The following is a 24,736-nucleotide window of genomic DNA, read 5'->3' as shown; positions in this document are numbered from 1 at the left end:
GTGGAGCCGTCCGACCTGTTCAGAGGTCTCGACGCCTTCGGCGACGATCGAGAGCCTCAGTGTCTTCGCAAGCTGCATGATCGATTTCAGCACTGCGACTGTCTCGCAACGATCGATCCTGTCGATGAAGGTCTTGTCGATCTTGACTTTGTTGAACGGGAAGGCCGTCAGATACGACAATGACGAGTAACCGACGCCGAAGTCGTCGAGGGCAATGGAGACGCCGAGCGCCTTGAGCCGCTGGAGGGTCTTGAGGTTTTCCTGGGTATCGGCAAGAAACACGCTCTCGGTGATCTCGAGCTCGAGCCGGGCTTCCGGAAGTCCGCTCTGCGCTAGCGCAAACGTCACGGTGTCGACAAGGTTCGTGCCGGCAAATTGCAGGGCCGAGAGGTTGACCGCGACCTTGACATCGCTCGGCATGGTCATCGCATCGCGGCACGCCCTGGTCAGCACCTGATTGCCGAGCTCGACGATCAGTCCGCCTGCCTCCGCAACAGGAATGAACTCGGCAGGAGAAATGGCGCCTCGGGTGGCGTGGTGCCAGCGCGCCAGAGCCTCGACCGATTTCACACGGCCGGTGCCGAGCTCGATCACGGACGGGCTGATAGAACACCTCGATCTCCTCGCGCCAGATCGCCTCACGAAGTTCGATCTCGAGCACGTTGCGCTGATCCGCTTCAGCTTTGAGCTGCGCCGAATAGACATGGAAGCAACTTCGGCCGGCGTTCTTCGACTTGTAGAGCGCAAGATCGGCGTTGCGAAGGATCTCATCGACTCGCGTGCCGTGCTCGGGGACCAGGGCGAGGCCGATGCTGCAGCCGATCACGACGGGATGGCCCTCGATGTGATAAGGCTCGGCGATGGCTTGAACCAACCGCGCCGCGAGGCTTGCGGCGCCGTCCTGCATCGCGGCCCGGCCCGGCGCCACGATCACGGCAAACTCGTCGCCGCCGATCCGCGCCGCAATATCGACGTCACGAATCTGCGCCGTGATCCGGCCGGCAACCTGCTTCAGCAGCGCGTCACCGCATTGGTGGCCGAGCGCGTCGTTGACGGACTTGAACTTGTCGAGATCGAGCAGGAGCACGGCGAACGGCGCCTCCAGCGGGGAAGGCCTGGCGAGCGCTGCGTCAATGCGCTCCTTGAATAGGTTGCGATTGGTAAGGCCGGTCAGGCTGTCGTAATGCGCGAGCCTCTCGATCCGGTCCTCGGATGCCTTGCGTTCTGAGATGTCCTCATGGGTGGCGACCCAGCCGCCGCCTTCGCGCCGTCCGTAGGAGATATAGGCAACCCGTCCGTCCGGGAACTGCACGGTGTTTGAGGTGTGCTCCGACTGGGCGAGCCGGTTCTTCAGATCGACAAGGTATGCCTCGACGTCGAGCACGGCGGTTTGTTTTGCGAACACCTCGCGGAAATTCATGCCGATCCGAATCTCCTCCGGTACAAGCCCGTAGAGTTCGAGCCATTGCCGATTGAACGCGATCAGGCGGTCGCTTCCGTCGAACATGCTCAAGCCCTGGGGAAGATTTCTGAGCGCGTCTTCGAACTTGCTGGCAAAATCGCGAAGCTCGCGCTGGGCGCGATCGAGCGCCTGCTGGCGCCGCCAGCGGAAAAACGTCGCGGTCAGGATGATGAACGTCAGCAGCAGCGCGCAGCCGAGATAGATCTTCTGCCTGAAATCGGAGCGGGAATAGATCTCCTGCTCCGAGATGCCGACGGTGAAGATCAGCGGAAAGGCGCGCGACCTGCGCGCGGTGATCAGCCTGTCGCTGCGGTTTGGGCGATTTTCGTTCCAATATTGTGCATAGAAGCCGTCCCATAGCTCGCCTTCGACGCGGTTCGGCGTGCGCTGCCCCAGCACGGCGCCCTGGTCCACGCCCCGCGCGGCGAGCACGACATAGTTCGCATTTCTGAGAACCAGTGTTCCGCCGTCGCCGAGCTTTGCGGTGTCGTAGAACCTGCCGACGACATCGACACTGATCGAGCCGACGACCACGCCCGCCGGATTCCCGGCGAGGTCGAACAGCTTCCTTGCAAGCTGGATGGTCCATTTGTTCGACGCCCGTCCCAGCACGGGCTTGCCGACGTAGACGCGATCATCGGCTAGCGCCATAACGTTGATGAAGTGCTCGCGATCGCCGATATAGAGCGGCGCACCGGAATAGCCCGTGGTCGTATCCAGCATGTAGCCGTCCAGTCCGATCAGGGAGAACTGAACCACGTCGCCGGTCGCGATGCGGGCCTTGTCCGACCAGAATTTAAGGCTGAAGGTCAGCGGATCCTGGGCGTAAAGTGCTCGCACCACCAGCAGCGACTGATCCACGCGCTCGAAGATGCGTTCAGTGTTTTCCTCGAACAATTCCGCGACGCTGTTGCCGTGCAACCGCGCCTGCGCGACCGCATCGGTCCGTTCCGACGACGTGATCGCGACATATCCGATCCAGAGCAGCGGCAGGAAGAACAATGCAATCTGCAGCGGAGCATTCCGCAGAATGGTCTTGGTCGCCTTGCGAACTGATCTGGCAAAAATCACACTGCACACTCCCGCATCGACCGTCTCCGCCTCGATTTCTCAGGGACGGCGGCCACAAGTGCGATCCGGCATCCCAGAGCGCGAGCCTAGAGGCGGCAGCCTTAAGTTTTGGTTGGGGGCAAGCTCAATTGTTCAATTCGCGATACCCGTAAGATCACGGAGGCCGGCTGTATTTGAGCCGGGTGGGGGCATCAACGTATTCGACGGCGGTGGTTTTCGCGGGCTCCTGGACCTCTCACAGCGCGCGCGCAAGAACTATCGTTCCGGCCAAGGTCAAGCTTACGCCCGCCGCGTAGCTCAGCGATCGGCCGAACGGCAGCAGCTTCTCGCCGGCGACATAGAGGGCGATGGCGATGATCCAGACCAGATTCATCACGCCGCTGACGAACAGCAGCGCCATCAAGAACCAGCAGCAGCCGACGCAGTAGCTGCCGTGGCGAAGTCCCATGCGCAGTGCTCCGGCTCCGCCGGCCTGCCAGTACCGGCTGAGGAACAGCAGCGGACTTCGGCACGAGCGAAGACAGGCCCCCTTCAGCGGGGTGAACTGATAGAGCCCCGCGACCAACAAGAGCGTGCCGCCAAGACTGATGCTCGTACTTGCCATGGCCACCGACAACAACCCGGTCCGATCGAGCGCCCACTGCGCCAGGACCGCAACGAGGCTGAACCCCGCCCATGCGAGCAGATAGCCGGCGAGAAAGATCCATGTCTCCATGGCGCCGCCGAACGTGTTCTCCTGCCTCCGCTTGATTGTCGCATACAGCAGGATGGCGGGCGCCGCGCTCGGCACCATCATGGCGATCATCATCACCCACCACATCGCGAACAGCAGCGCGGCATAGAGCGGCGTCCATGGCATCGGTGCCATGTCCGGCATGTCCGCCATCATCTCGGTGTCCATGCCGGCGCCGCTGGCGAGATAAGCCCAGGCCAGCGCTGCCACCGCGGCGGTCCCGACCACCACGATCGCGCGGTCGCGCCGAAGCAGATGTTCAAGCGCCAGATACCCGCTCATGGCCTTTCCCGTGCTCAGGATGTCGCCGGTCCATGACTAAGCTTCGGCGCCACATCAGGCGGCGACGCCCTCGGGCGTCTGCACTACGGTCGCAAGCGAACTGTGCGTCCCTTTGGTGTCGAACTTGATCGCCCCCGTCGAATGGATATCGGCAGACGCGATCTCGGCAGCCCGGTGCTCGAAACCCTCGGGCATCACGACCTGAATGCGATGCGGAGCACCCGTCACCGGATTCCTGATCGGTTCGACTTCCGTCTCCAACACGCCCTTGGCGACGAGCTTGGCGACCCGTCCGTCCTTGTCGAAGGAAAATTCGAACGGCGCAAAGACCGGATCGTGGATCGTGGTCACGATCAGGCTGAAAATGTGGAACAGCGTGCCCTCGGCAGAATGCTTGCCGGAAAAAATGTCAAACAGCGCCTGGCGCTGTTCCGGTGTTGCGCGCTCATCAACGATCGGCTGCATTTTGCCGTTGCCTTCATGCAGCGCGCCCGGGAAATCGACAGTGACCGCAAAGCACAGGCCGTCAAGCCTGGTCCCCTCGAAATGTCCCTTGGTGATCCTCATGCCGACCAATCCCTTGCAATAACCCTGGGTCGGCCGAGCATTGAAGTCGCAGGGACAGCCAAACGCGCAATTGCAATTCTTCAGCCATTCGCCTTCGAGACGCCAATCCGATGCAGCCATGGTACATCTCCCAATGTGAGTAGAGACGAGGCAACCGCTTGATAGTTCGTGACGTCGAGAAAGCGCGCAGGATCGAAGTCCGATCAGAAGGCCGGCGTCGCAAGGGTACAGTTGGCGATCTGCCGTTTATCGTCCAATGGCGAGAAGCATATCAGCGGCGGCCTGGCGCGTACAGCTAAGGTGCAGGGCCGGCGGCCGAATCCTGGAAATCCATGCCGACTCCACACGGAATCTCCGAACCGGACCTCCGACCTTCGGCCCCTGGCAGCCCCAGTCGCTTTATGAACCTGGCAGCGGCCGAACGAGAGGAGTGCCAATTTTTTTCGAGTCGCATCTTGAAACCGATTTTTGGCGTTCCTACACCATTTTTGCCCGAGCTAGGGCTTCTGCCTCCCTGGCGCGGCATTGTGACAATTCGGTCTTGCAGAATGGAGGAATGCATGCAGTTCCGCCCGCTCCACGATCGTGTGGTCGTCAAACGTATCGAAGCCGAGGAAAGGACCGCCCGTGGCATCATCATCCCCGACACCGCCAAGGAGAAACCCCAGCAGGGCGAGATTATAGCCGTGGGGCCGGGAGGCCGCGACGATACCGGCAAGTTGATCCCCATCGACCTGAAGATTGGTGACCGCGTTCTGTTCGGAAAATGGTCAGGCACCGAGGTCAAGCTTGATGGGACCGAATACCTCATCATGAAGGAAAGCGACGTCATGGGCGTGCTTGAAGAACCGTCGGCCAAGAAGAAAGCGGCCTGACCCGGACTCAGCCATCGGTCCGCCGCATTGAGCGGCCTGGCTCCGGATCCACGGACCGGATCAGATGGCCCACTAGACTGGGAGAATGCAATGGAGCTTTGAGGAGGTACGAATATGAGCGCGAAGGAAGTCAGATTCTCCACCGAGGCGCGCGAGAAAATGCTGCGCGGGATCGATATTCTCGCCAATGCGGTGAGAGTGACGCTCGGCCCGAAGGGCCGCAACGTGGTTATTGAAAAGTCGTTCGGCGCGCCGCGCATCTCCAAGGATGGCGTTACCGTCGCCAAGGAGATCGAACTCGAAGACAAGTTCGAGAACATGGGTGCACAGATGGTGCGCGAGGTCGCATCCAAGACTTCCGACCAGGTCGGCGACGGCACCACCACCGCGACAGTGCTGGCTCATGCGATCGTGCACGAAGGCGCCAAGGCGGTAGCTGCGGGCATGAATCCGATGGACCTCAAGCGCGGAATCGATCTCGCGACTGAGGCGGTGGTCAAGGACCTCAGCAAGAACTCGAAGAAGATCGTCACAAACGACGAGATCGCCCAGGTGGCTACGATCTCGGCCAACGGCGACGACGAGATCGGCCGCTTCCTAGCCGACGCCATGAAGAAAGTCGGCAACGAGGGCGTGATCACCGTCGAAGAAGCAAAGTCCCTGCAAACCGAACTCGAAGTCGTGGAAGGTATGCGATTCGACCGCGGGTACGTCTCGCCTTACTTCGTCACGAATGCCGACAAGATGCGGGTCGAGTTGGAAGACCCGTACATCCTGATCCACGAGAAGAAGCTCTCCGGGCTGCAACCGGTCTTGCCGCTGCTCGAGTCGGTTGTGCAGGCCGGCAAGCCGTTCCTCATCATCGCCGAGGACATCGAGGGCGAGGCGCTGGCGACACTCGTGGTGAATAAGCTGCGCGGAGGGCTCAAGGTTGCCGCCGTGAAGGCGCCGGGCTTTGGCGATCGCCGCAAGGCCATGCTGCAGGACATCGCTATCCTCACGGGCGGCACCTTCATCTCGGAAGATCTGGGCGCCAAGCTCGAGAACGTGACTCTCAACATGCTTGGACGCGCGAAGAAGGTTGAAATCGACAAGGAGAATACCACCATCGTCTCAGGGGCCGGCAAGAAGGCGGACATCGAGGCGCGCGTCAAGCAAATCAAGACCGAGATCGAGGAGACGACGTCGGATTACGACCGCGAGAAGCTCCAGGAACGGCTTGCCAAGCTCGCAGGCGGCGTTGCGGTCATTCGCGTGGGCGGCGCCACCGAGGTCGAGGTCAAGGAGCGAAAGGATCGCGTCGACGACGCGATGCACGCGACCCGCGCTGCGGTCGAAGAAGGCATCCTGCCGGGCGGCGGAGTCGCGCTGCTGCGCGCAGTGAAGGCGCTAGAGCGCTTGAAACCGGAGAACGACGACCAACGCTATGGCGTCGAGGTCGTCCGCAAGGCGCTTGCCTGGCCGACCCGCCAGATCGCGCGTAACGCAGGCGAAGACGGCTCCATCGTCGTCGGGAAGATCCTGGAAAAGGACACCTATGCCTATGGCTTCAATGCGCAGGACGGCGAATACACCAACCTTGTTTCCAAGGGGATCATCGATCCGACCAAAGTGGTCCGCTCTGCCTTGCAGGACGCCGCGTCGGTGGCGGGGTTGCTGATCACCACGGAAGCCATGGTCGCCGAGTTGCCAAAGAAGAAAGCCCAGCCGCCGTCACCAGGCGCCGGAATGAACGACATGGACATCGCGGCATGAGGGAATGAAGGGCGATATACGCGACGGACGACGGCTGGACACGTCGGATCGGAAGGTTAAGGTGCGAAATGAGCACGCATCGTAGAGGCTAAAAATGAAGGAGCTGAAATGGAAGGAAGCTGGAGTTGATATCGCAAATCTGATCCTTGCGGCTCTCTTGTTCCTGACGCCGTGGATCTTTGGGTTTGCGCATGATTCCCCGCGGCGCCAAACGCCTGGGTGAGCGGTATCATCATCGGTATTGTGGCGATCGCAGCGCTCGCTAAATTCGCCGAGTGGGAAGAGTGGGTCAATCTCGTGCTCGGAGTGTGGGTGTTGGTGTCGCCTTGGATCCTCGGCTTTGCCGCCCAGAGCGCAGCCAGATGGGCCCGCCCATGTCATCGCCGGCCTGATTGTCGCTGTACTGGCGGGCGTGAAGCTGTGGTTCATGCATCAGACGCCACCACAGGTGACCGCTCGACGATAAGGACGCGGGCCGGGCGTCGGCCTGACCCGTTCTCCGCATTGATCGTGATCGGGTCCTGGTTGCGAGATCCGTGAGCGATCCGTGAGCGACGGCGGCATATCATTCCGTCAGCCGGCTGGTTTGCGCGGCTGGCTATCATCACGTGCGCCTGTGGGTCTCAGTAATGAGGATCGCGCAAATCGCTCCGCTGTTCGAAAGTGTTCCACCTCGTTTGTACGGTGGGACCGAGCGAGTGGTTTCGTATTTGACCGAAGAGCTGGTACGGCAGGGTCATCGCGTCACCTTGTTTGCAAGCGGCGATTCCGTGACCTCGGCCGCGTTGGTCTCGTGCTCGCCAGAGGCATTGCGACTTGACCCGGCTGTTCGCGACCCCAATCCGCATTACATGGTGATGCTCGACAAGGTGCGGGAGCGAGCGAACGAGTTCGACATCCTTCATTTCCACATCGACTATTTCCATTTCCCGACCTTTCGGCCGATGGCCGCGCGGACACTGACGACTCTTCATGGCCGCCTGGATATCCGCGATCTGCAGCCGCTCCATCGGGCGATCGACATGCCGCTGGTCTCGATCTCCAATGCGCAGCGTGCTCCGCTCGCGACCGCGAATTTCGTAGCAACGATTCACCACGGCGTCCCCCTCGATCTATATCGACCAACGCTCGATCCGCGCGGGGGCTATCTGGGCTTTCTCGGTCGGATCTGTCCTGAAAAACGGCCCGATCTCGCCATCAAGATCGCGCGGACCTGCGGCATCCCACTCAAGATCGCCGCCAAGATCGACAAGGCGGATGAACACTACTTCCACGATGTCATCGCGCCGCTCCTGGATGGAGCTGGTGTTGAATATGTCGGGGAGATCGACGAGCGCACCAAAGGCGCATTCCTCGCCGGAGCCCTTTGGCCTTGCCATGATCGAAGCGATGGCATGTGGCACGCCAGTTTTGGCATTCCGCTGCGGTTCCGTTCCGGAGATCGTGGAGCCGGGCACGACAGGGGTTGTCGTTGACACCGTTGATGAAGCGGTCAAAGCAGTTCCGCGGGTGATGGCGCTCAATCGTCGCGATGTGCGCCGGCGCTTCGAGGAACGCTTCTCGGCCAGCCGGATGACACGGGATTACGTCGGCGTTTATCAATCGCTGCTCACCAAAGGCACTTACCGCGAGCTTGATGGACGAAGAATCGTCGTACCAGTCAGGTCGGACCTGGTGCGCGTCCCGAAAGTGCACGAACATCCGCTCGGAGCATTTGCACCTGAAGTTGCGCCGTCGACAAATATGCGCAAGGAGGATGATCGTGGAGAGCGCAATGCTCCAGCCTGAGCGAAACGAGGCCAACGATTGCCCGCCTGCGTCCCCTGCAGAGTAGGCGCGCAGTCCAATGAACAAGGCTATTGAAGCACCGATTGAGCGGCTGCCAATGACAGCCGACGGCTACGCATCCCTGCAAGACGAGCTGAGGCACCGCATTAAGATCGAGCGCCCGCGCATCGGCGAACGCATCCAGGATGCCAAGGCGGACGACACCAACTTACCTGAGAATGCGGAATATCAGGCCGCCAAATCCGAACACGAGCTCAATGAGATTCGCATCGCGGAGCTACAGAACAAGCTCGCGCGTGCAGAGGTGATCGACGTATCGAGGCTCTCTGGCCAAACAATCAAGTTCGGGGCCACTGTGACCCTGACCGACGATGACACGCGCGAGCGGCGGATGTGGCAGATCGTTGGCGAGTCCGAGGCCGACGCAAGGAGCGGTAAGATTTCGGTCTTTTCACCGCTCGCCCGCGCGCTGATCGGCAAGACCAAAGGCTCGGTCGTCGAGGTCATTACGCCCGGCGGTGCCAGAGCCTATAAGATCGATAAGGTGGAGTGGCGCTGAGGCGTTATATCGGCAAGCGCTGTGTCTAACGACGGAATGCGACCTGCTCGAGCGGCCCGATCCCGCGCAGGCTTGATTAGGCCGAAGAAGGCTTGCGATTCGCGGTCGCCCGCAATTGCTCAAACAGGCGCCGCTGTTGATCGGACAGGCGTTGAGGGATGTGGACATGTACGCGCACGTAGAGGTCCCCCCGGGCACCGCCACCGAATTGCGGCAGGCCCCTGCCGCGCAGACGCAGGATCGTATCGGGTTGCGCACCCGGTTCGACCTTGGCCGGAACTCGACCCTCAAGTGTGGGAACTTCAATATCCGCCCCGAGCACGGCATCAACCACATCGATTGTCTCGATCCGATAGAGGTCACGTCCATGACGCTCGAAACGCGGATCGTCGGCCGTGCGAATGACAACAAAAAGATCGCCAGCCGGCAATCCTAATTGGTCGGCGGGCTGCCCACGGCGGGGCACGCGCAGCGTCATGCCGTCCTCTACCCCCACAGGGATCCGCACGGTGATTGCTTCATTGCGCACGACTTGCCCAATGCCGCCGCACTCCGGACACGGACTATCGAGGATAGTGCCGCTGCCCGCGCAGTCCGGGCAGGTCGTAATCTGCCGGAAGGTAACTCCCTGCTTGCCTAGGCTGCGCACGAGTTGCCCGCTGCCACCGCATTTGTTGCAGGTTCGCGGTTTTGTGCCGACCTTGGCCCCTGACCCTTTGCAAGCTTGGCAGGTGGCAGGCCGCTCCACGTGAACTGTTTCTCCTCCGCCGGTCAACACACGTTCGAGTGGGACGGTGACAGTGATTTTGACGTCTTCGCCCTGGCGCGCCGTAGTGCGATGCTGGAACAGCCGATCGAACATACTTCGACTGCCAAAATCGAATCCGACCCCACCAAAAATGTCGTCGAAATTGATCCCGCCGAACAGATCTTCGGACGAGAAGCCCGAGACACCGGCATAGCCGCGGGCATCGTATTCGGCCCGTGTCTTGGGATCACTCAGGACCGCATAAGCTTGAGCGATCTCTTTGAAGCGCTCGCTCGCGCCCGGCTCCTTGTTGCGGTCTGGATGGTATTTGAGCGCAAGTTGTCGGAAGGCGTCTTTGATCGCCATCTTGTCGGCGTCCTGCGAAACGCCGAGCAACTCGTAGTAATCACGTGGCTCGGCCATGGTCCCAACTTGCCTTATCGCCGCCAGCGGCCTCGCGGGACTCGGCGTCAGCGACGGACCGGGTCCGCTCGGCCGCGCTTTGTCACGGCCATCTTCCAAGTGGGGTCGTGCGCAGCAGACCGCAGAGGGTGCTGGCGCCAGCCCCTTCGATGACCTGCTTGTCCAAGGCGCGGAGACCCACCATCACCTCATAGAACAGACCCGGCCGCTTGCCGCCGGGAGGGCGGCGCAGGTGAGGAATATCCTCTGGCGCGCGGGCATCCGACGCCGACGACGCAAGCATTGCCCCATCTTCGATGAGCGTCAGGTCAGGATCGCTGACGACGTGAGATGGGTGCTCGAATGCATAGGCGGGATACAAGAAGTCGCCTGGATCCCACCCGTCCAGGAAATCATAAAGCGTGTCGCCTCCGAGACCACCCTCCAGCCGGCGCGCCATGGCTTCACCTTTCTTGAGGAGGGGGCTTAAGCGAGATGGGTCCCAAGCCACCTCAATTCGTATGCCGGACATCCGTCTGTCAAGATTGGGCAAACCGATCCTCGACGGCCGGAGATGTGGGAAAGGCGTGAAGTATTTCAAGACACCGCCTTCGGCCGCCGGTAACGCGGGGTCTGAGGGTGGCGGAACAGACCTCGCCCCCTCACGGTTATTGTCCATGAGCAGGGAGACTTGCATGGCCGACAACAGGGGAGCCGTCACGAATGGGAGGCAAGTAGATCAAGAAGAAGAAGGATGTCGGTGCGAGTGCACGCCATCTGGAAGTCTAGCCCGCAATCGCGACAGCGCCTTCGCGGCGCGCGATCGAAAGCTGAAGCTCGCGAGGCGTTGATGCCGAACAGAAAGCCGTACATCAGGCTGCCACATCGCGCAGTTGTTTTTGTCGGAGACGGCCGCAAGGCTCTCTTTCTCCTCAATGAAGGGACCGGCCTAGAGCCACGCCTGAAAGTCCTGCAGGTGTTTGAAGATGAGAACCCGCCGACCCATGAACAAGGATCAGACAGGCCGGGACGAGCGCCGTCTGGCACCGAGCCGAACCGCAGCGCGATGGAGCAGACCGACTGGCGCAACATCGGGAAACAACGGTTCGCCCGCACAGTCGCCAGCGCCCTGGATCGCGTTTTGGAAGAGTCACATTTGGAGCGGATTGTCATTGTAGCACCGCCGCGGACGCTCGCGGACCTGCGCCGATCATATTCTCCCGCAGTTGAAAAGCGCGTCGTCGCGGAAATTGCGAAGGACCTGACCGGCCTCACCATCGGCGACATATCGCAATATCTGACCGCCTGATCGTGGCGGTTTCGAGTTGCGGCCAGCTGGCAACAAAATCAAATCAGACTCTCGCCTGCAGCACCTAGGGAGCCGATCATGTTATCTCGACATCGCATTTTCCGGCCATCGCAGCGCGACATTAGCGATATGTATCGCATAGGAGAATCTGCAAAGAAGCGACAGCAGTCCTAAAGCTCTGTCCCGAGCCCGAGACGTTCTCGGCCGCAAAACGCAAGAGCCCCTTCTTAAGAGCCCCTTCCTAAGGAGGCTCGTATAGATGAGACTAATCGGCGCTTAGCGGCCGGTTCTTTAAGCAGTGCCAAAAACCCGGCAGATTCTTTGGCCGACCATGCCGACCAACTCCTATTACGGTTTCCGCCCAGCCAGTGAGGAGGAACAGGCTTACCTTGAGACGTTGATCCGCGAAGATTTCGAGCGATGCCATCCCGGTGAGACGCTGGATGATCTTAAGCGGCGGGCCTCCTTTTCAAAGGAGGACAGGGGACTGTTGCGGGACTGGATGGCAATAGCGGCGAGACGCGCCGCTGCTGACCAGCTGAAGCGTCGTGGCTGATTTCAGCAGCGTAAGCCGTCGCGACTGGTGCCGTCTGGACTTCTCCGACCGATCTGCGGCGTTGCAATTGCGAATAGCCGGAACGCACAGTGTAATCGCGACAGATCTGGCGACCAGGTCTGTAGGGCCGCTGTGAAGAGCCCGGAGCATTGGGCTCCCACCGAGCGGTTTGCTCGGCACGACTACTTGCTCGATACCGACACCCTGGCCGATCCTGGCAGCGAGGCTGCCACAACAACATGACCGCTCAATAACCTTGAAATAACCTGGCGGAACCGGGAACCACGATGCGCACTGTTTGGTTCGGTTGGAGGTCGCAACAAGAAGCAAAGGAGTTGCAGAATATGACAGCAACAGCGAATAAGCTCTCGATTGCCGGCCTAGCGATGGCCGGCTCGTTGGGCATCGGCGCTACCGGAGCGTGCGCGCAGGCCGTATATGTCGACCCCTATGTTCAGCCCTACCCTGTGGTAGTAGCGCCGGGCAGCGCGTACGTCGCGCCCATGCCTTTCGTTGCGCCGCCAGCGATCGTGCGCGAGCGCGTCGTGGTAGGCCGTCCCGCCTATGTGCCCGCCCCCGTATATTCGCATCTCGCGCCGCTGGCACCTTATGGGTATTCGAGATACCGCTACGCGGCGGATGTCGTTGTAGATCCCGACTGGTGAGCCCGATCGCGCAGCAAGCTGCGCACAGAAATGGCCCGTCGAAGCGGGCCATTTCTTTTCGATCGTTCCCGATCAACCAGCGCCTCCGATGACAAGCATTGCTACGCAACTGACGCGAACTTGCAGTTGATGCCCGAGCGGCGCGCGGGGCGTGAATGGCATCGGGCTTCGTGGCGCTTGCCCACACGGTCTGCCAGATGCCAGACCAGAAGTCTGTGAGGGGCCGACATAAGCCAGATCGAGAGCGCGCGGAGCGACCAGACAGCTCCTTAGCGCGAAGCCGGAATCTAGCGCGGTTGATCGTTCAACCAGGAAGTCGGCCTCTTGGCAGCGGAGGCGTTGCTTGCCTCCGGCTATGGCGCAATCTGGACCACGACCGTGCGGAGCGCGCCGTTGCGTTGCACGGTGAGCTTCACGTCCTGGCCGATACAGGTGACTCCAATCTTGTTGCGAAGCAGCGCCGCGCATCCAGGATGCCAGGGCGGACGACACCAACTTCCTGAGAATGCGGAATATCAAGCCGCCAAATCCGAGCAGGAGCTCAATGAGACTCGCATCGCGAGCGGCATTGCACCACCGTTTTGTACCAAAACCGTAGCGCTAAGCCGTTGAAATTACTGAACTGCTTTGGATATCAGGCTCATAGAAGAGCTGTGGTGCCCAGGGAGGGGATCATACGCAACCACCGGCACGACGAACCGCTGTTTGTCCTTAGCATGGTGGCGTGAGCGCTGGCATGGTGGCAGAGGTTCGCTACGGCAGATCGCCGTTTGAAGGAATGAACCCGCGTCGCCGCCAGAACGCAGCAGCTTCGGCGTCATTGACAATCAGCGCGCGCCCTCCGATGAGTCCTGCGGCCGTGAACGCAGCGTTGCGGCGCGTGTTTGAGCGGCCGGTGCCAACGTCTTTGCCGGCCCAGTTCTGATATGCTGCTTATCTTGACTGCGACCAGTGCGCATCGAGTTATCGCGGTGCCGTTTCGCCTGATCGGTTGACGTCGGTCTTTGCAAAGTCCTCGCCCTTGAACAGCAGCGGTTCGCCACGGGTCATCGCCAGCGCATAGGAAAAGCTGTCGCCGTAGTTCAGTGCCGCGGCGTGATGCCCTTTGCCGTAGCGACGCCAGGCGCGCCGCGCCGCATCGGCCTGTTCGGCGTTGACGGGAACGATCTCGGCGCCGACCTTGAGTAGCCAAAGGTCAAACTCGCGCCCGCCCGCGTCACCCAACCGCGTCTCGAGCACCATCGCCGCTTCGAGCACGGTCGCAGCAGAGATCAGCCGGACAGGGTCATCGGCAATTCGTAGTTCGATCTCTGACGCATCGGGCTCGTTGAGAGCGATTGCGACGATCGCCGATGTGTCGATCACCATCAGCGTGGCAATCCGTGCTCGTCATATCCGAGAATTTCTTCTGGCGTCCGGTCGTCCACAACCGACATTGCACTCCAGCGCCGACGGATTTCGGCCATATCCTCTAATAGACCGGCTTTACGGGATTGGCCGCCAAGGCGGCGCAGTCGCTCCTCGATGGCACGTTTGGTTGCTGTCGTGATGTTCTCGCCGGTGAGCCGCGCCAGACTCTTGGCCAAGCGCTCGGTTTCGGGGTCCTTTATGCTCAAAGCCATAGCAGGTTCCCTGGTTCCTGATTAGGTATCTTCCACCCTGGCGCCAGGCGAGTCAACTTTGACCCCCGACGCAATCCTACGCGCGGATACCGATGATCTCGCTCGGATGCACCGATTAGGATTCCACCGATCTTTGGCGGTGAAAGGAAGTCGGTGTATCGTTCACCGGACCAATCATCGAGAGCCTTCCGGTTTGATTACCGTCTTGGGTCCGAGCGCCGCCCACGGCGCCGTTCTCCCGATCGAGTTCACCGCCGAAAAAAGCGGTCAGTGCGGAGAGCTCCGTGAGGGTCGGAGGGGCGCTGGCGGCCGGATCCAGCTTGCTGGAGTTACCATGTCGTCGATCGGTACCAAGTTGCTCAACAGCGTCCGTTCCGTTGAGCGTTCGGGCGACTTTTGCGTCGGCGGAATTCGGGAGACCTTCATGCCGACGATCTATGTCGACGGCGTGGGCAGGATCGCCTTTCCAATCCTGCCCGTCCAAGCCGAACGGCTCGTCGCAATCGCCGAAGCGGCCCCCTACGGGCGGGGCGAGGAGACCGTTGTCGATCGCGAAGTCAGGAGAACCTGGCAGGTCGATCCCGCCAAGGTTCGGATCGGTGGGCGTCACTGGGAGAAGACGCTAGCCGAACTCGTCGCTGACATAGCCCGCGGGCTCGGCGTGAGCGAACCCGTCGCAGCCGACTTCTATAAGCTTCTTGTCTACGATACCGGCGGCTTCTTCGTCGACCATCGGGATACCGAGAAGGCCGCCGGCATGTTCGCGACAATGGTGCTCACCTTGCCCTCGCCCCATGACGGCGGCGAATTGATCGTCAAGCATCTCGGCCGGGAGACAGTGCTCGACCTGCGTCCAGACGAATCCTCGGAGATCGGTTTTGCGGCCTTCTATGCCGACTGCGTCCATGAAGTGCGTCCCGTCACGGCCGGATTTCGCCTGACCCTCGTCTATAGTCTGCGCTTCGTCGGCAAGCGACGCACGCTGAAGGCGCCCGACTATCGCGCAGAGCACGAGCGCGTGGTGGGGTTGCTGCGGGGTTGGGCGAGCGCCGACGGCGAGCCTGATAAGCTGATCCTGCCGTTGGAGCATGTCTATACGCCGGCGGAGCTGTCGTTCAGCGCCCTCAAGGGTGCCGATGCGGGTGTGGCGTCCGTGCTGGTCAAGGCCGCCGCGGAGGCCGATTGCGATCTCCACCTCGCCCTCGTGTCGATCGAGGAGAGCGGCAGCGCCGAAGATACCGGCTATTATGACCGTCGCCGCTGGAGTCGGAACGAGGAAGAGGACGAAGACGAAGAATTCGAGGTTGTCGAGGTCTTCGACCGGGCGCTGGTCTTGTCCGAGTGGCGCCGTCCGGACGGCGGCGAGGCCGGGTTCGGCGATTTTCCATTCGCCGAGGACGAGCTGTGCCCGGCAGACGCGTTTGATGATCTAACGCCGGACGAGCAGCATTTTCACGAGGCGACGGGTAACGAAGGTGCGTCCTTCGAGCGTACGTATCGCCGTGCCGGCTTCGTGCTGTGGCCGGCGGCGCGGCGGCTCGCGGTGTTGAATCAGGCCGGCCTCGGTACGACGCTGCCTTATCTGGAAGATCTGACGGCGCGCTGGGAGGCAACCAAAACATCGATGCAGTCGCCATTGTGGCGCGACGCCGATGAGCTTTCGGGGCACATGCTGCGCTCTTGGTCTCGCCACTCATGGCGAGCAGACGACGACCCAGAAGCCGGCCGGATGCTCGATTTGCAGGTCCGTCTCGGCAACGTGGCACGCATCGATGCGTTTCTCTCCGAACTGTCCGCCGAAGGTCATTACGCCGCGTCCGACAACGGCGCGATTGTGCGCGCCGCCGCCATTCTTCCGGCCCCGCGTGCAACGGCGTTGCTGATCCGGATTGTCAGGCGTAACGCTCCGGCCCATCTTGGCGCCTGCGCCGATCTGCTGCTGCGCTGCGTCGCGGCGCCGGCGGGCGTGACGGGCGACCTGGGGCAGATCGGCACAGCCTTGATCGACGTCCTGCCGGGCGACCCGGCGCGGCCAAAACAGGTCAACACCGGGCAGGTCGAGCCTCGACACGACCCTTGGGAGATTGACCCTTGGCAGCGGCCAAAACCCGTGAAGGCTGCCTTCGTCGTCGATCTTCTGACGGCGACGAGCCGGATCGATGCGGGGCTCGCGGCGCGCGCGATCGCGCATCTGCTGGCCTGGCCAAAGACGTACAAGCCGGACGACGTGCTGGTCCCCGCCGCTCGCGCCTTTGCCAAGATGGCAGAGAGTACGGCGTGGCCAGCAGTAGTGCGGCTCCGAGAGGCGTCTCTCGACCACCTGCGCAAGCGTATCGCGCTGCCGCTGGAGGCGCCACGGGACTGGACCAGGGCCAGCCCACTCAAATGCACCTGCGCTGACTGCCGCGGACTGGGAGCGTTCCTGGTTGCGCCGGATCAACAGCAATGGCGCTTGAAAGCGGTCCAGGACCGGAGGACCCATGTCGAGCAAAGCGTTCGAACCGCGGCGTGCGACCTTGACCTCATGACGGAAAGGCGTGGCAGCCCCCACACGCTGGTTGCCACCAAGAATCAGGCCAGCTTCGAACGGCGCGCGAGGCAGCGTCGGCAGGATCTGGAGCATGTGTCGGCGCTGGGAGGATGACGTTGGCCTTGTACCGCATGCAATAGCGAGTTCGACTGCGAGATGAGCCGGAAGAATAAGGTTCCACTTGCTGATCGTGTCGCCAGGGCGGCGGAAGCGGCGCTTGCTGCCCGGCAGTTCGTGAGCGCGATCGACATCTTCGTCGGCATCGGGTGGCTCGACCTTGAGGCGGCGGAGCGCTGGCGCAGCGGGCAGATCGATTGCCTGGAGCGTGTGATCCGGACCAATCTGCCGCGCATCTCGGAAGCCATGCGGCTATTCCGCTCGTGGGCGACCGCGCAAGGATTGTTCGCAAGAGAGACGGCGTATGTTGCTCGTACGCCGCGGCGTCAAATGCTGCGCTTCAGCCGAAGCGGAGATCCCAAGATCGAGGCGTTATACCGGATACATTGGTTTTCGCCGGAGCTTTCCGAGAAGAAGCGCGAGCGGCTGGCGGAAAAGGCAAGCCGTGCTCCGGAGTTGGTGGTCATCCAGCCATTGAACACGGAGTGGGCATGCCATCGATGCGAAGGCACCGGCTATCTCCTGATGATGGAGGATCCCGGTCCGGCATGCCTGCGCTGCGTTGGTCTCGATGATCTCGAATATCTGCCGGCGGGCGATGCCTTGCTTACACGGCGCGCGAAGGTGAAAAGCACCAGACATGCTGTCGTCGTGCGCTTCAGCAGGACGCGCCGCCGTTACGAGCGACTAGGTCTGCTGGTCGAGCCGCAGGCACTGGCAGAAGCAAAGACGCCATGATGGCTTCCGGCTCGTCCGCGACTGCGTTCATTGCCTCCGGACGCCTTCGGCAAGGCCATGCTTGTCCACGAGGCCAGCGCTCACGCAATGCCATCGGATAAAATCGTAGTCCAACGCACAAAAGCGCTAGTTTTGGTGCCCAGGGGCGGAATCGAACCACCGACACTGCGATTTTCAGTCGCATGCTCTACCAACTGAGCTACCTGGGCGTGCTCGAAAAGAGGGGCCAAAGAGAAGGTCAAGGCCCATCGAGCGGGCGGTTTATAGTGGGCTGAGGGCGGCCTGTCCACCCGGCTTCGCCAAGAGCTTCGCCGGGCAGGGCCCAGTTGTGCACAAGGTGGGGCCGGGCCGGGCCAGCGACCGCGCAGGGCGCACGCCATCTTCTTAACTATATGATAATACGTAGCTATTCGACGTCGTCGACATCGTCATCCTTGCCGGGGATGACGTAGGAGCCCTTCAGCCAGCGGTTCAGGTCGACGTCGCGGCAGCGGGACGAGCAGAACGGGCGGGTAGCCTCGGACTGGGGCTTGCCGCAGATCGGGCAGGTTCTGAGCGGGCTTGCGGGATTTTTGGCTTGGTGGTCCATGATGGCGGCGGCTTATACGAGGTGAACAAGGTCAAGAGACTGTCGGCAAAGGGGTTCCTGAGGCGGCGGCGCATGCATCTCCCGCCAGCGCGCGGGGTCGATTCTACTGTGCATGGGGTTGTTTTCGACTTTTATATCGGCGTGCGGCCAGCGGCCATCATATGCCGACGGCGTTGAGCCAGCCGAAGCGGGTCGGGAAGCCCTCGCCGCCGAGCAGCGTGGTGGTCTCGTAGAGCGGCAGGCCGACGACGTTGGTGTAGGAGCCGACCATCTTGACCACGAAGGAGCCGGCGATGCCCTGCACGGCGTAGCCGCCGGCTTTGCCGCGCCATTCACCGGAGCCGATATAGGCCTGGATGTCGTCTTCCGACAGGCGCTTGAAACGGACGCGGGTCTCCACCAGACGCTGGCGGAAGGCCTCGCGCGGCGTGACCAGGCAGATCGCGGTGTAGACGCGGTGATTGCGGCCCGACAAAAGCCGCAGGCACTGCGCGGCCTCGTCGACGAGATTGGCCTTGGGCAGGATGCGGCGGCCGACAGCCACCACCGTGTCGGCGGAAAGGATGAAGGCGCCGCGCAGCTCGTCGTCGAGCTGGACAGATTTGAGCGCCGCATCGGCCTTGGCACGGGCGAGCCGATTGGCGCAGGCGCGCGGCAGCTCGCCCCGCTTCGGCGTCTCGTCGACGTCGGCGGGCCGGAGCGCATCCGGCTCGATGCCGGCCTGGTTGAGCAGCGACAGGCGCCGCGGCGAACCGGAGGCAAGAACGAATTTGGGGCGGCCGAGCATCAGCTGATTTTGGGGATGAAGCAGGGGGTGAATTGCGCGCGGAACCTATCGGAAGGGGGCTGATTTCACAACCCGGGAACCCGGACTTTACTGATTCGACGGACCCAGCACGCGTGCGCCTGCTGTCTGTGACGCCGGTGCTACGGGGCGGTCGCGAGGTGCACTCGCTGCACCTCTCCCGCTTGCGGGGGAGGTCGACGCGCTCGAAGAGCGCGGCGGGTGGGGGCTTTCTCCACACGGGGGGTCTCGCTCGCGGAAGCACCCCCACCCCGGCCCTCCCCCGCAAGCGGGAGAGGGAGCACACCGCCACTGCCGACGCGACTCTCAATCCGAAGCCGCGCCGTCCCTCGCGAACCGTCGCTGAATGCGCAGCAAAAGCTGGTCGCAGACGTCGCGGTAGGCGGCGAGCTTCTGGTCGCGGCTGCCTTCGATGGTGGTGGGATCATGCGTCGGCCAGTATTCGACGTCGGCTGCCAGCGTGCGGGTCAGCTCCAGCGCCTTGTGGTGCGCCTCCGGCGACAGCGTGATGATGAGGTCGAAATTCAGGCCCTCCCAATCCTCCAGCTCCTCGAAGGTCTGCGGCTTGTGGGTGGAGATGTCCTGTCCGAGCTCGGCCATCACGGTCACCGCGAAGGGGTCGAGCTCGCCCGTCCTGGCACCGGCCGACTTCACGTAGAGGCCCTGCGGAAACATGTGCCGCAGCAGGCTCTCGGCCATCGGCGAGCGCACGCTGTTCATCGCGCAGGCGAACAGCACCGATTGCGGATCGCGTGCGCGTGGGGGCGCAGCCATCCGCGTTTAACCTTTCCAATGAAGAACAGTAATGAGCGTGAACAGCCGGCGCGAGGTCTCGAAATCGACTCGCACCTTGCCTTTCAGCCGCTCCTGCAGCGTGCGCGATCCCTCGTCATGGATGCCGCGGCGGCCCATGTCGATGGCCTCGATCTTGTCCGGCATCGCCGTGCGGATCGCCTGGTAGTAGCTGTCGCAAATCATGAAATAGTCCTTCACGATCCGCCGGAACGGCGTCAGCGACAACAGATGCGCGACCACGGGCGTGCCGTCCTCGCGGCGGATGTCGAACATCAGGCGGCTACCGGTGATGCCGATGTGCAGCGTGAACGGGCCCTTGCCGTCGGCGCCCTCCGGCGCGAACAGGTTCTGCTCGATCAGATCGTAGATCGCGATCGCGCGCTCATGCTCGATGTCGGGACCGGAACGGCCGATCGAGTCCTCGTCGAGCGTGACCGCGACGATGCGATTGGTCGAGTCGTCGTGGTCGGGCGGCTTTGTCATGACAGGTTGAGACGCAATCCAATCGAGCGTGAATGGGCATCCAACCCCTCCGCCTTGCCGAGCGTCATCGCGGCCGGGCCCAGCGCACGCAGCTGATCCGGGCCGCATTTCAGGATCGAGGTGCGCTTGATGAAGTCGGCGACCCCGAGCCCCGAGGAGAACCGCGCCGAGCGCGCCGTCGGCAGCACGTGGTTGGAGCCGCCGACATAGTCGCCGATCGCCTCCGGCGTATGCGCGCCGAGGAAGACGGCGCCGGCGTTGCGGATTCTTGCGGCGAGCGCATCGGGATCCGCCGTCATGATTTCGAGATGCTCGGCGGCGATGGCGTCCGCCAGCGGAATGGCGTCGTTGAGGTTTTTCACCATGATGATGGCGCCGAAATCCGCCCATGAGCGGCCCGCGATCACGGCGCGCGACAGCGTCTTCAGCTGGGCATCGACGGCCTTTTCGACGTCGGCGGCAAGGCGCGCGGAATCGGTGATCAGGATCGATTGTGCGCTGGCATCGTGCTCGGCCTGCGCCAACAGGTCGGCCGCGATCCAGTCGGCATTGCCGGTGTCGTCGGCAATCACCAGCACTTCGGAGGGCCCGGCGATCATGTCGATGCCGACCTTGCCGAACACCAGCCGCTTTGCGGCAGCGACATAGGCATTGCCGGGGCCGACGATCTTTGCGACCGGTGCGATCGTCGCGGTGCCGTGGGCAAGCGCAGCCACTGCCTGCGCGCCGCCGACGCGATAGATCTCGGTGACGCCACCGAGCTTGGCCGCCGCAAGCACCAGCGGATTGAGCTTGCCGTCGGGCGACGGCACTACCATCACGAGGCGCGCGACGCCGGCGACTTTGGCCGGCACCGCATTCATCAACACCGAGGACGGATAGGCCGCGGTGCCACCGGGCACGTAGAGGCCGGCGGATTCGATCGCGGTGTAGCGCCAGCCGAGCTCGACGCCGAGCGGATCGGTGAAACGCTCGTCCTTCGGCAATTGCCGGGCGTGGTAGGTCTCGATGCGGTCGCGCGCGAGTTTCAGCGCATCCAGCGTCGCGGCGTCACAAGCCTTCACCGCCGTCTCGATCTCCTCGGCCGTGATCCGCAGCGAGCCTGCATCCAGCGTCAGCCGATCAAATTTCTGCGTCGCCTCGAGCAGGGCGGCATCGCCGCGCCTGGCCACATCATCGACGATGGCACGCGCGGCGGCCTCGACGTCAGCCGAGGTCTCACGCTTGGCGGCGAGGAAAGCCGCGAATCGCTGGTCAAAATCGGCGCTGCTGCGGTCGAGACGAATGGGCATTTGGGCTTGGCTTCTGGCTGGTCTTTTGAGGGCGGATCGGCGTCACAAGACCCCCTGCTCAATGGCGCGGCGGCCTCCCGCCGTCAACCCTTGGGAGGTGTCGTCGCTTTTCCGTCGTCGTCCTGGCGAAAGCCAGGACCCATTACCACCGGCGAACGTTAGGGACGGGAATTTGGCCAGATCTTGCTTTAACAACAAAGCCCTGGGGTTATGGGTCCTGGCGTTCGCCAGGACGACAGCAGAAATGTGACGCGGATTCGGCCCCTTACCGGCTACGCTCCCGCTCGATCCCCAATCCCATCCCCAGCCCATCCGCCCCGAGGTCGGTCAGCTCGCATTCCAGGCACTCGACGTCGAGGCGGACGGCGCCGCCTTGGGCGAACAGGAGCAGCGCGCTGCCGCCAGGCTCCTCGTCGCGGCCGTCGGCGGGGTGAAACTCGATGCCGACGAGGTCCAGGACCTTATCGGGTGCGGCAAGGTCGATATTGCGCGACTTGCAGGCAAGCACGCGGTCGAAGCGCAGCGCCGCGACCAGCCGGCGCGGCTCGGCCTCACCCTCCAGCATTTGTTCCCAGTCCAGCCGGCTCATGCCGACGACGAGCCGCTTCTCGCTTTGCCGCCAAATGATGTCCGAGGTCAGCACGCGGGCGTCCTGGACATGGGCGGAGATCACGGCGAGATCGTCGGCATCGAGCGCGATCAGTTTGAGCGGTGGAGACATCGCCGGCACTTCTCCTTCAGGACGGATGCGGCTCAACGCGCGCGGGCGTCGAAATTTCCGCGAAAAGCATCCGCTCGCCGGAATCAATGCCCGACCATGAAGGATACACCGGTCAGCGTCGCGCCCACAGCATGGCGGCGGCGAGAGCTGGCTCGGCGAAGGCCGCGCGCGACAAACCCGAGGCTTTCGTCAAGCGAACGTTCGAGGCGATCAGGGGGGCTGTTGAAGTGAGATGAGCGTTCTTCCCTTCTCCCCTTGTGGGAGAAGGTGGCGCGAAGCGCCGGATGAGGGGTTCTCTCAGCAATCACAGCCGCAAGATGAACTCGCGGAAACGACCCCTCACCCGTCTCGCCGCTCTGCGGCGAGCCACCCTCTCCCACAAGGGGAGAGGGGAAGAGTCGCCCTCACCCCTTGAAGAACGCCAGCAGGTCGGCGTTGATGGTCTCGGCGTGCGTGGTGGGCATGCCGTGCGGAAAGCCCTTGTAGGTCTTCAGCGTACCGTGCTTAAGCAGCTTGGCCGACAGCGGCGCGGAATCGGCGTAAGGTACGATCTGGTCGTCGTCGCCGTGCATCACCAGCACCGGCACGTTGATCTTCTTCAGGTCCTCGGTGAAGTCGGTCTGCGAGAACGCGACGATGCCGTCGTAATGCGCCTTCGCGCCGCCCATCATGCCTTGCCGCCACCAGTTCTGGATCACTGCTTCCGACGGCTTCGCGCCGGGACGGTTGTAGCCGTAGAACGGGCCGGCAGCGATGTCGCGGTAGAAAGCCGAGCGGCCGGCAGCGAGCTGGACCTGGAAATCGTCGAACACGCTCTTCGGTAGGCCGCCGGGATTGGCCTCCGTCTTGACCATCAGCGGCGGCACCGCCGAGAGAATCGCGGCCTTCGCCACCCGGCTCTCGCCATGGCGGGCTATGTAGTGCACGACTTCGCCGCCGCCGGTGGAATGGCCGACATGGATGGCGCCCTTCAGGTCGAGATGTGCCGTCACGGCCGCGAGGTCGTCAGCATAGTGATTCATGTCGTGGCCATCGGAAACCTGCGCCGAGCGGCCATGGCCGCGGCGGTCATGGGCGATGACGCGGTAGCCGCGGGTCACGAAGAACATCATCTGCGCGTCCCAGTCGTCGGACGACAGCGGCCAGCCGTGGCTGAACACGATCGGCTGGCCACTCCCCCAATCCTTGTACAAGATTTCGACCCCGTCCTTGGTGGTGATGGTGGGCATTGCGTGGCTCCTTTCATGAAACGTCATTGCGTGGCACGCCCCGATTCGATGCGTGACCCCGGAGTGTGGAAGTTGCTAAACGCGGGAATCGATCAGGCGAACGTCATCGGCCGGTAGCGGCGCCAGGCGCCGATGGTCAGCACCACGAAGAACACCAGCACGATGCCCTGCACCACGGCGAACACCGGCCCCGACGGCGGCGCGGGCGGCACCGCGGGCGCGAGCGCGGCCAGCGCCGGCACCTTGAGGAACGACTGGATTACCAGCACGAAGACATTGAAGTAGAGCGAGATCATCGCGGTCACGATGTAGACCGGACGCCAGATGCCCAAGAGCTTCATGCCGTAGAGCGCGATGCTGGCGATCGCGAGCAGCACCAGCGAGATGATGCCGATGATATGCGACGGCAGCAACTCCTTGAACGGAAACAGGAAGCCGGTGGCGCTGGTGAGGATCGTGAACAGCAGGAAGACAGCGGTGAGGCCCGGCATCGGCTTCGAGCCAAGCAGGCCGAACAGCACGACGAGGCCCGCCACGATGGCAATCAGGCTGATGATGACATGGAGCATCGTGAAGGCGGGCAGGCTCAACCCAAGAACCATGACATCTCTCCTAGTCTCTGCATTGAGTTCGGGAAATTAATATTACGCCCCTCATCGGATTGCCACATGCGCCGGCATCACACATGCGCGCGCAGCCATACGTGATCGTGCGAATCGACAAACGCATGGCTGAATTTTTTGCAGCGCTGTCATAAACGACAGCAGCTTGTAGCAGTTTGTAGCCCGGATGGAGCGCAGCGTAATCCGGGTCTTGTATCTGCGTCGGGACACGTCCCGGATTGCGCTTCGCTCATCCGGGCTTGTATGGGGATGTGGTTGTCAAGGGGAATGATTGATCAGGGCATGCTTTGCTCATGGTTGTTGGTGTGGAGTGCGATGCACTCGCGATGGCGTTTTCGTTCCGATGGTTGACCGCTGCGCCAGACGCAGCCGCGGTCAAGGCTGGCCGCAGGCCACCGCCGGAGGCGGCGCGTAGCGGCC

The 24,736-nt window shown here is 62.5% G+C and carries 23 protein-coding genes, 1 tRNA gene and 3 pseudogenes; 10 read left to right on the top strand and 17 right to left on the bottom strand.

Annotated features, from left to right (window positions below):
- Positions 1-19: 19 nt before the first annotated feature.
- From IVA82_RS48060 to IVA82_RS08450, 3 genes are all read right to left on the bottom strand, one after another.
- Positions 20-2,533, bottom strand: a complete 2,514-nt coding sequence (locus IVA82_RS48060) for a diguanylate cyclase (protein WP_247391196.1) — start codon at positions 2,531-2,533, stop codon at positions 20-22.
- Between the two features lie 235 nt (positions 2,534-2,768).
- Complete coding sequence (locus IVA82_RS08455) at positions 2,769-3,548, bottom strand: DUF2182 domain-containing protein (RefSeq protein ID WP_247391189.1); 780 nt, start codon at positions 3,546-3,548, stop codon at positions 2,769-2,771.
- 54 nt (positions 3,549-3,602) lie between these two features.
- Positions 3,603-4,235 (bottom strand): DUF1326 domain-containing protein, encoded by a 633-nt coding sequence (locus IVA82_RS08450; protein WP_148738211.1) that lies wholly within the window; start codon positions 4,233-4,235, stop codon positions 3,603-3,605.
- A gap of 440 nt (positions 4,236-4,675) precedes the next feature.
- Here IVA82_RS08450 and groES point away from each other — a divergent pair, with 440 nt between their 5' ends.
- The 5 genes and pseudogenes from groES (at position 4,676) to greA (ending at position 9,092) form a co-directional block, all read left to right on the top strand.
- Positions 4,676-4,990 carry a co-chaperone GroES gene (gene groES, locus IVA82_RS08445; RefSeq protein WP_247391187.1) on the top strand — a complete coding sequence of 105 codons (315 nt, stop codon included), beginning with the start codon at positions 4,676-4,678 and terminating at the stop codon, positions 4,988-4,990.
- A gap of 114 nt (positions 4,991-5,104) precedes the next feature.
- Positions 5,105-6,745: a chaperonin GroEL gene (gene groL / locus IVA82_RS08440; RefSeq protein WP_247391185.1), complete on the top strand. Its 1,641-nt coding sequence runs from the start codon at positions 5,105-5,107 to the stop codon at positions 6,743-6,745.
- A gap of 94 nt (positions 6,746-6,839) precedes the next feature.
- Positions 6,840-7,211, top strand: a pseudogene (locus IVA82_RS08435) (SPW repeat protein).
- Between the two features lie 163 nt (positions 7,212-7,374).
- Positions 7,375-8,533, top strand: a pseudogene (locus IVA82_RS08430) (glycosyltransferase family 4 protein).
- A 58-nt stretch (positions 8,534-8,591) separates the two neighbouring features.
- Positions 8,592-9,092, top strand: coding sequence for a transcription elongation factor GreA (gene greA / locus IVA82_RS08425; RefSeq protein ID WP_247391184.1), 501 nt, complete (start codon positions 8,592-8,594; stop codon positions 9,090-9,092).
- Between the two features lie 76 nt (positions 9,093-9,168).
- Here greA and IVA82_RS08420 read toward each other — a convergent pair whose 3' ends face one another.
- Both IVA82_RS08420 and IVA82_RS08415 read right to left on the bottom strand, forming a co-directional pair.
- Positions 9,169-10,263: a DnaJ C-terminal domain-containing protein gene (locus tag IVA82_RS08420; protein ID WP_247391183.1), complete on the bottom strand. Its 1,095-nt coding sequence runs from the start codon at positions 10,261-10,263 to the stop codon at positions 9,169-9,171.
- An 82-nt stretch (positions 10,264-10,345) separates the two neighbouring features.
- A complete protein-coding gene (locus IVA82_RS08415; RefSeq protein ID WP_247391182.1) occupies positions 10,346-10,702 on the bottom strand; it encodes a hypothetical protein in 357 nt (118 codons plus the stop codon).
- Between the two features lie 390 nt (positions 10,703-11,092).
- Between IVA82_RS08415 and IVA82_RS08410 the strand changes: the two genes are divergently transcribed.
- The 3 genes from IVA82_RS08410 (at position 11,093) to IVA82_RS08400 (ending at position 12,772) form a co-directional block, all read left to right on the top strand.
- A complete protein-coding gene (locus tag IVA82_RS08410) occupies positions 11,093-11,551 on the top strand; it encodes a host attachment family protein (RefSeq protein WP_247391181.1) in 459 nt (152 codons plus the stop codon).
- A 331-nt stretch (positions 11,552-11,882) separates the two neighbouring features.
- The gene (locus tag IVA82_RS08405; RefSeq protein ID WP_247493236.1) at positions 11,883-12,107 is read left to right on the top strand and encodes a hypothetical protein; all 225 of its coding nucleotides are present in this window, start codon (positions 11,883-11,885) and stop codon (positions 12,105-12,107) included.
- Positions 12,108-12,451: 344 nt separating this feature from the next.
- Positions 12,452-12,772, top strand: coding sequence for a hypothetical protein (locus tag IVA82_RS08400; RefSeq protein ID WP_247391180.1), 321 nt, complete (start codon positions 12,452-12,454; stop codon positions 12,770-12,772).
- Between the two features lie 963 nt (positions 12,773-13,735).
- Here IVA82_RS08400 and IVA82_RS08395 read toward each other — a convergent pair.
- From IVA82_RS08395 to IVA82_RS08385, 3 genes are all read right to left on the bottom strand, one after another.
- A complete protein-coding gene (locus IVA82_RS08395) occupies positions 13,736-14,140 on the bottom strand; it encodes a type II toxin-antitoxin system VapC family toxin (RefSeq protein ID WP_247391179.1) in 405 nt (134 codons plus the stop codon).
- Positions 14,140-14,394 carry a type II toxin-antitoxin system VapB family antitoxin gene (locus tag IVA82_RS08390; protein ID WP_247391178.1) on the bottom strand — a complete coding sequence of 85 codons (255 nt, stop codon included), beginning with the start codon at positions 14,392-14,394 and terminating at the stop codon, positions 14,140-14,142. Before IVA82_RS08390 ends, IVA82_RS08395 begins: the two co-directional genes overlap by 1 nt.
- A 115-nt stretch (positions 14,395-14,509) precedes the next feature.
- A complete protein-coding gene (locus IVA82_RS08385; RefSeq protein WP_247391220.1) occupies positions 14,510-15,004 on the bottom strand; it encodes a hypothetical protein in 495 nt (164 codons plus the stop codon).
- Between the two features lie 141 nt (positions 15,005-15,145).
- Between IVA82_RS08385 and IVA82_RS08380 the strand changes: the two are divergent.
- Positions 15,146-17,038 (top strand): annotated as a pseudogene (locus tag IVA82_RS08380) (2OG-Fe(II) oxygenase); the annotation flags it as partial.
- 42 nt (positions 17,039-17,080) lie between these two features.
- Positions 17,081-17,779: a hypothetical protein gene (locus IVA82_RS08375; RefSeq protein WP_247391177.1), complete on the top strand. Its 699-nt coding sequence runs from the start codon at positions 17,081-17,083 to the stop codon at positions 17,777-17,779.
- Between the two features lie 133 nt (positions 17,780-17,912).
- Here IVA82_RS08375 and IVA82_RS08370 read toward each other — a convergent pair.
- The 9 genes from IVA82_RS08370 to IVA82_RS08330 all read right to left on the bottom strand — a co-directional run bounded on the left by IVA82_RS08370 (position 17,913) and on the right by IVA82_RS08330 (position 24,295).
- A tRNA-Phe gene (locus IVA82_RS08370) sits at positions 17,913-17,988 on the bottom strand.
- A gap of 197 nt (positions 17,989-18,185) precedes the next feature.
- Positions 18,186-18,368, bottom strand: coding sequence for a DNA gyrase inhibitor YacG (gene yacG / locus IVA82_RS08365; RefSeq protein ID WP_247391176.1), 183 nt, complete (start codon positions 18,366-18,368; stop codon positions 18,186-18,188).
- Positions 18,369-18,525: 157 nt separating this feature from the next.
- Positions 18,526-19,155: a Maf-like protein gene (locus IVA82_RS08360; protein WP_247391173.1), complete on the bottom strand. Its 630-nt coding sequence runs from the start codon at positions 19,153-19,155 to the stop codon at positions 18,526-18,528.
- A gap of 324 nt (positions 19,156-19,479) precedes the next feature.
- Positions 19,480-19,947, bottom strand: a complete 468-nt coding sequence (locus IVA82_RS08355) for a low molecular weight phosphatase family protein (RefSeq protein WP_247391171.1) — start codon at positions 19,945-19,947, stop codon at positions 19,480-19,482.
- A 6-nt stretch (positions 19,948-19,953) separates the two neighbouring features.
- On the bottom strand, positions 19,954-20,451 hold the full coding sequence (locus IVA82_RS08350; protein WP_247391170.1) for a UPF0262 family protein: 498 nt from the start codon (positions 20,449-20,451) through the stop codon (positions 19,954-19,956).
- A complete protein-coding gene (gene hisD / locus IVA82_RS08345) occupies positions 20,448-21,743 on the bottom strand; it encodes a histidinol dehydrogenase (RefSeq protein ID WP_247391168.1) in 1,296 nt (431 codons plus the stop codon). Before hisD ends, IVA82_RS08350 begins: the two co-directional genes overlap by 4 nt.
- Positions 21,744-22,008: 265 nt before the next feature.
- Entirely contained in the window at positions 22,009-22,464 is a 456-nt protein-coding gene (locus tag IVA82_RS08340; RefSeq protein ID WP_247391166.1) for a DUF2948 family protein, read from the bottom strand.
- 404 nt (positions 22,465-22,868) lie between these two features.
- On the bottom strand, positions 22,869-23,693 hold the full coding sequence (locus IVA82_RS08335; protein ID WP_247391164.1) for an alpha/beta hydrolase: 825 nt from the start codon (positions 23,691-23,693) through the stop codon (positions 22,869-22,871).
- Positions 23,694-23,785: 92 nt separating this feature from the next.
- A complete protein-coding gene (locus tag IVA82_RS08330) occupies positions 23,786-24,295 on the bottom strand; it encodes a hypothetical protein (RefSeq protein ID WP_247391162.1) in 510 nt (169 codons plus the stop codon).
- Between the last annotated feature and the right edge of the window lie 441 nt (positions 24,296-24,736).

The organism is Bradyrhizobium sp. 142 (assembly GCF_023074015.1).
GTDB lineage: Bacteria > Pseudomonadota > Alphaproteobacteria > Rhizobiales > Xanthobacteraceae > Bradyrhizobium.
This window is presented reverse-complemented; position numbering and strand designations above follow the sequence as displayed.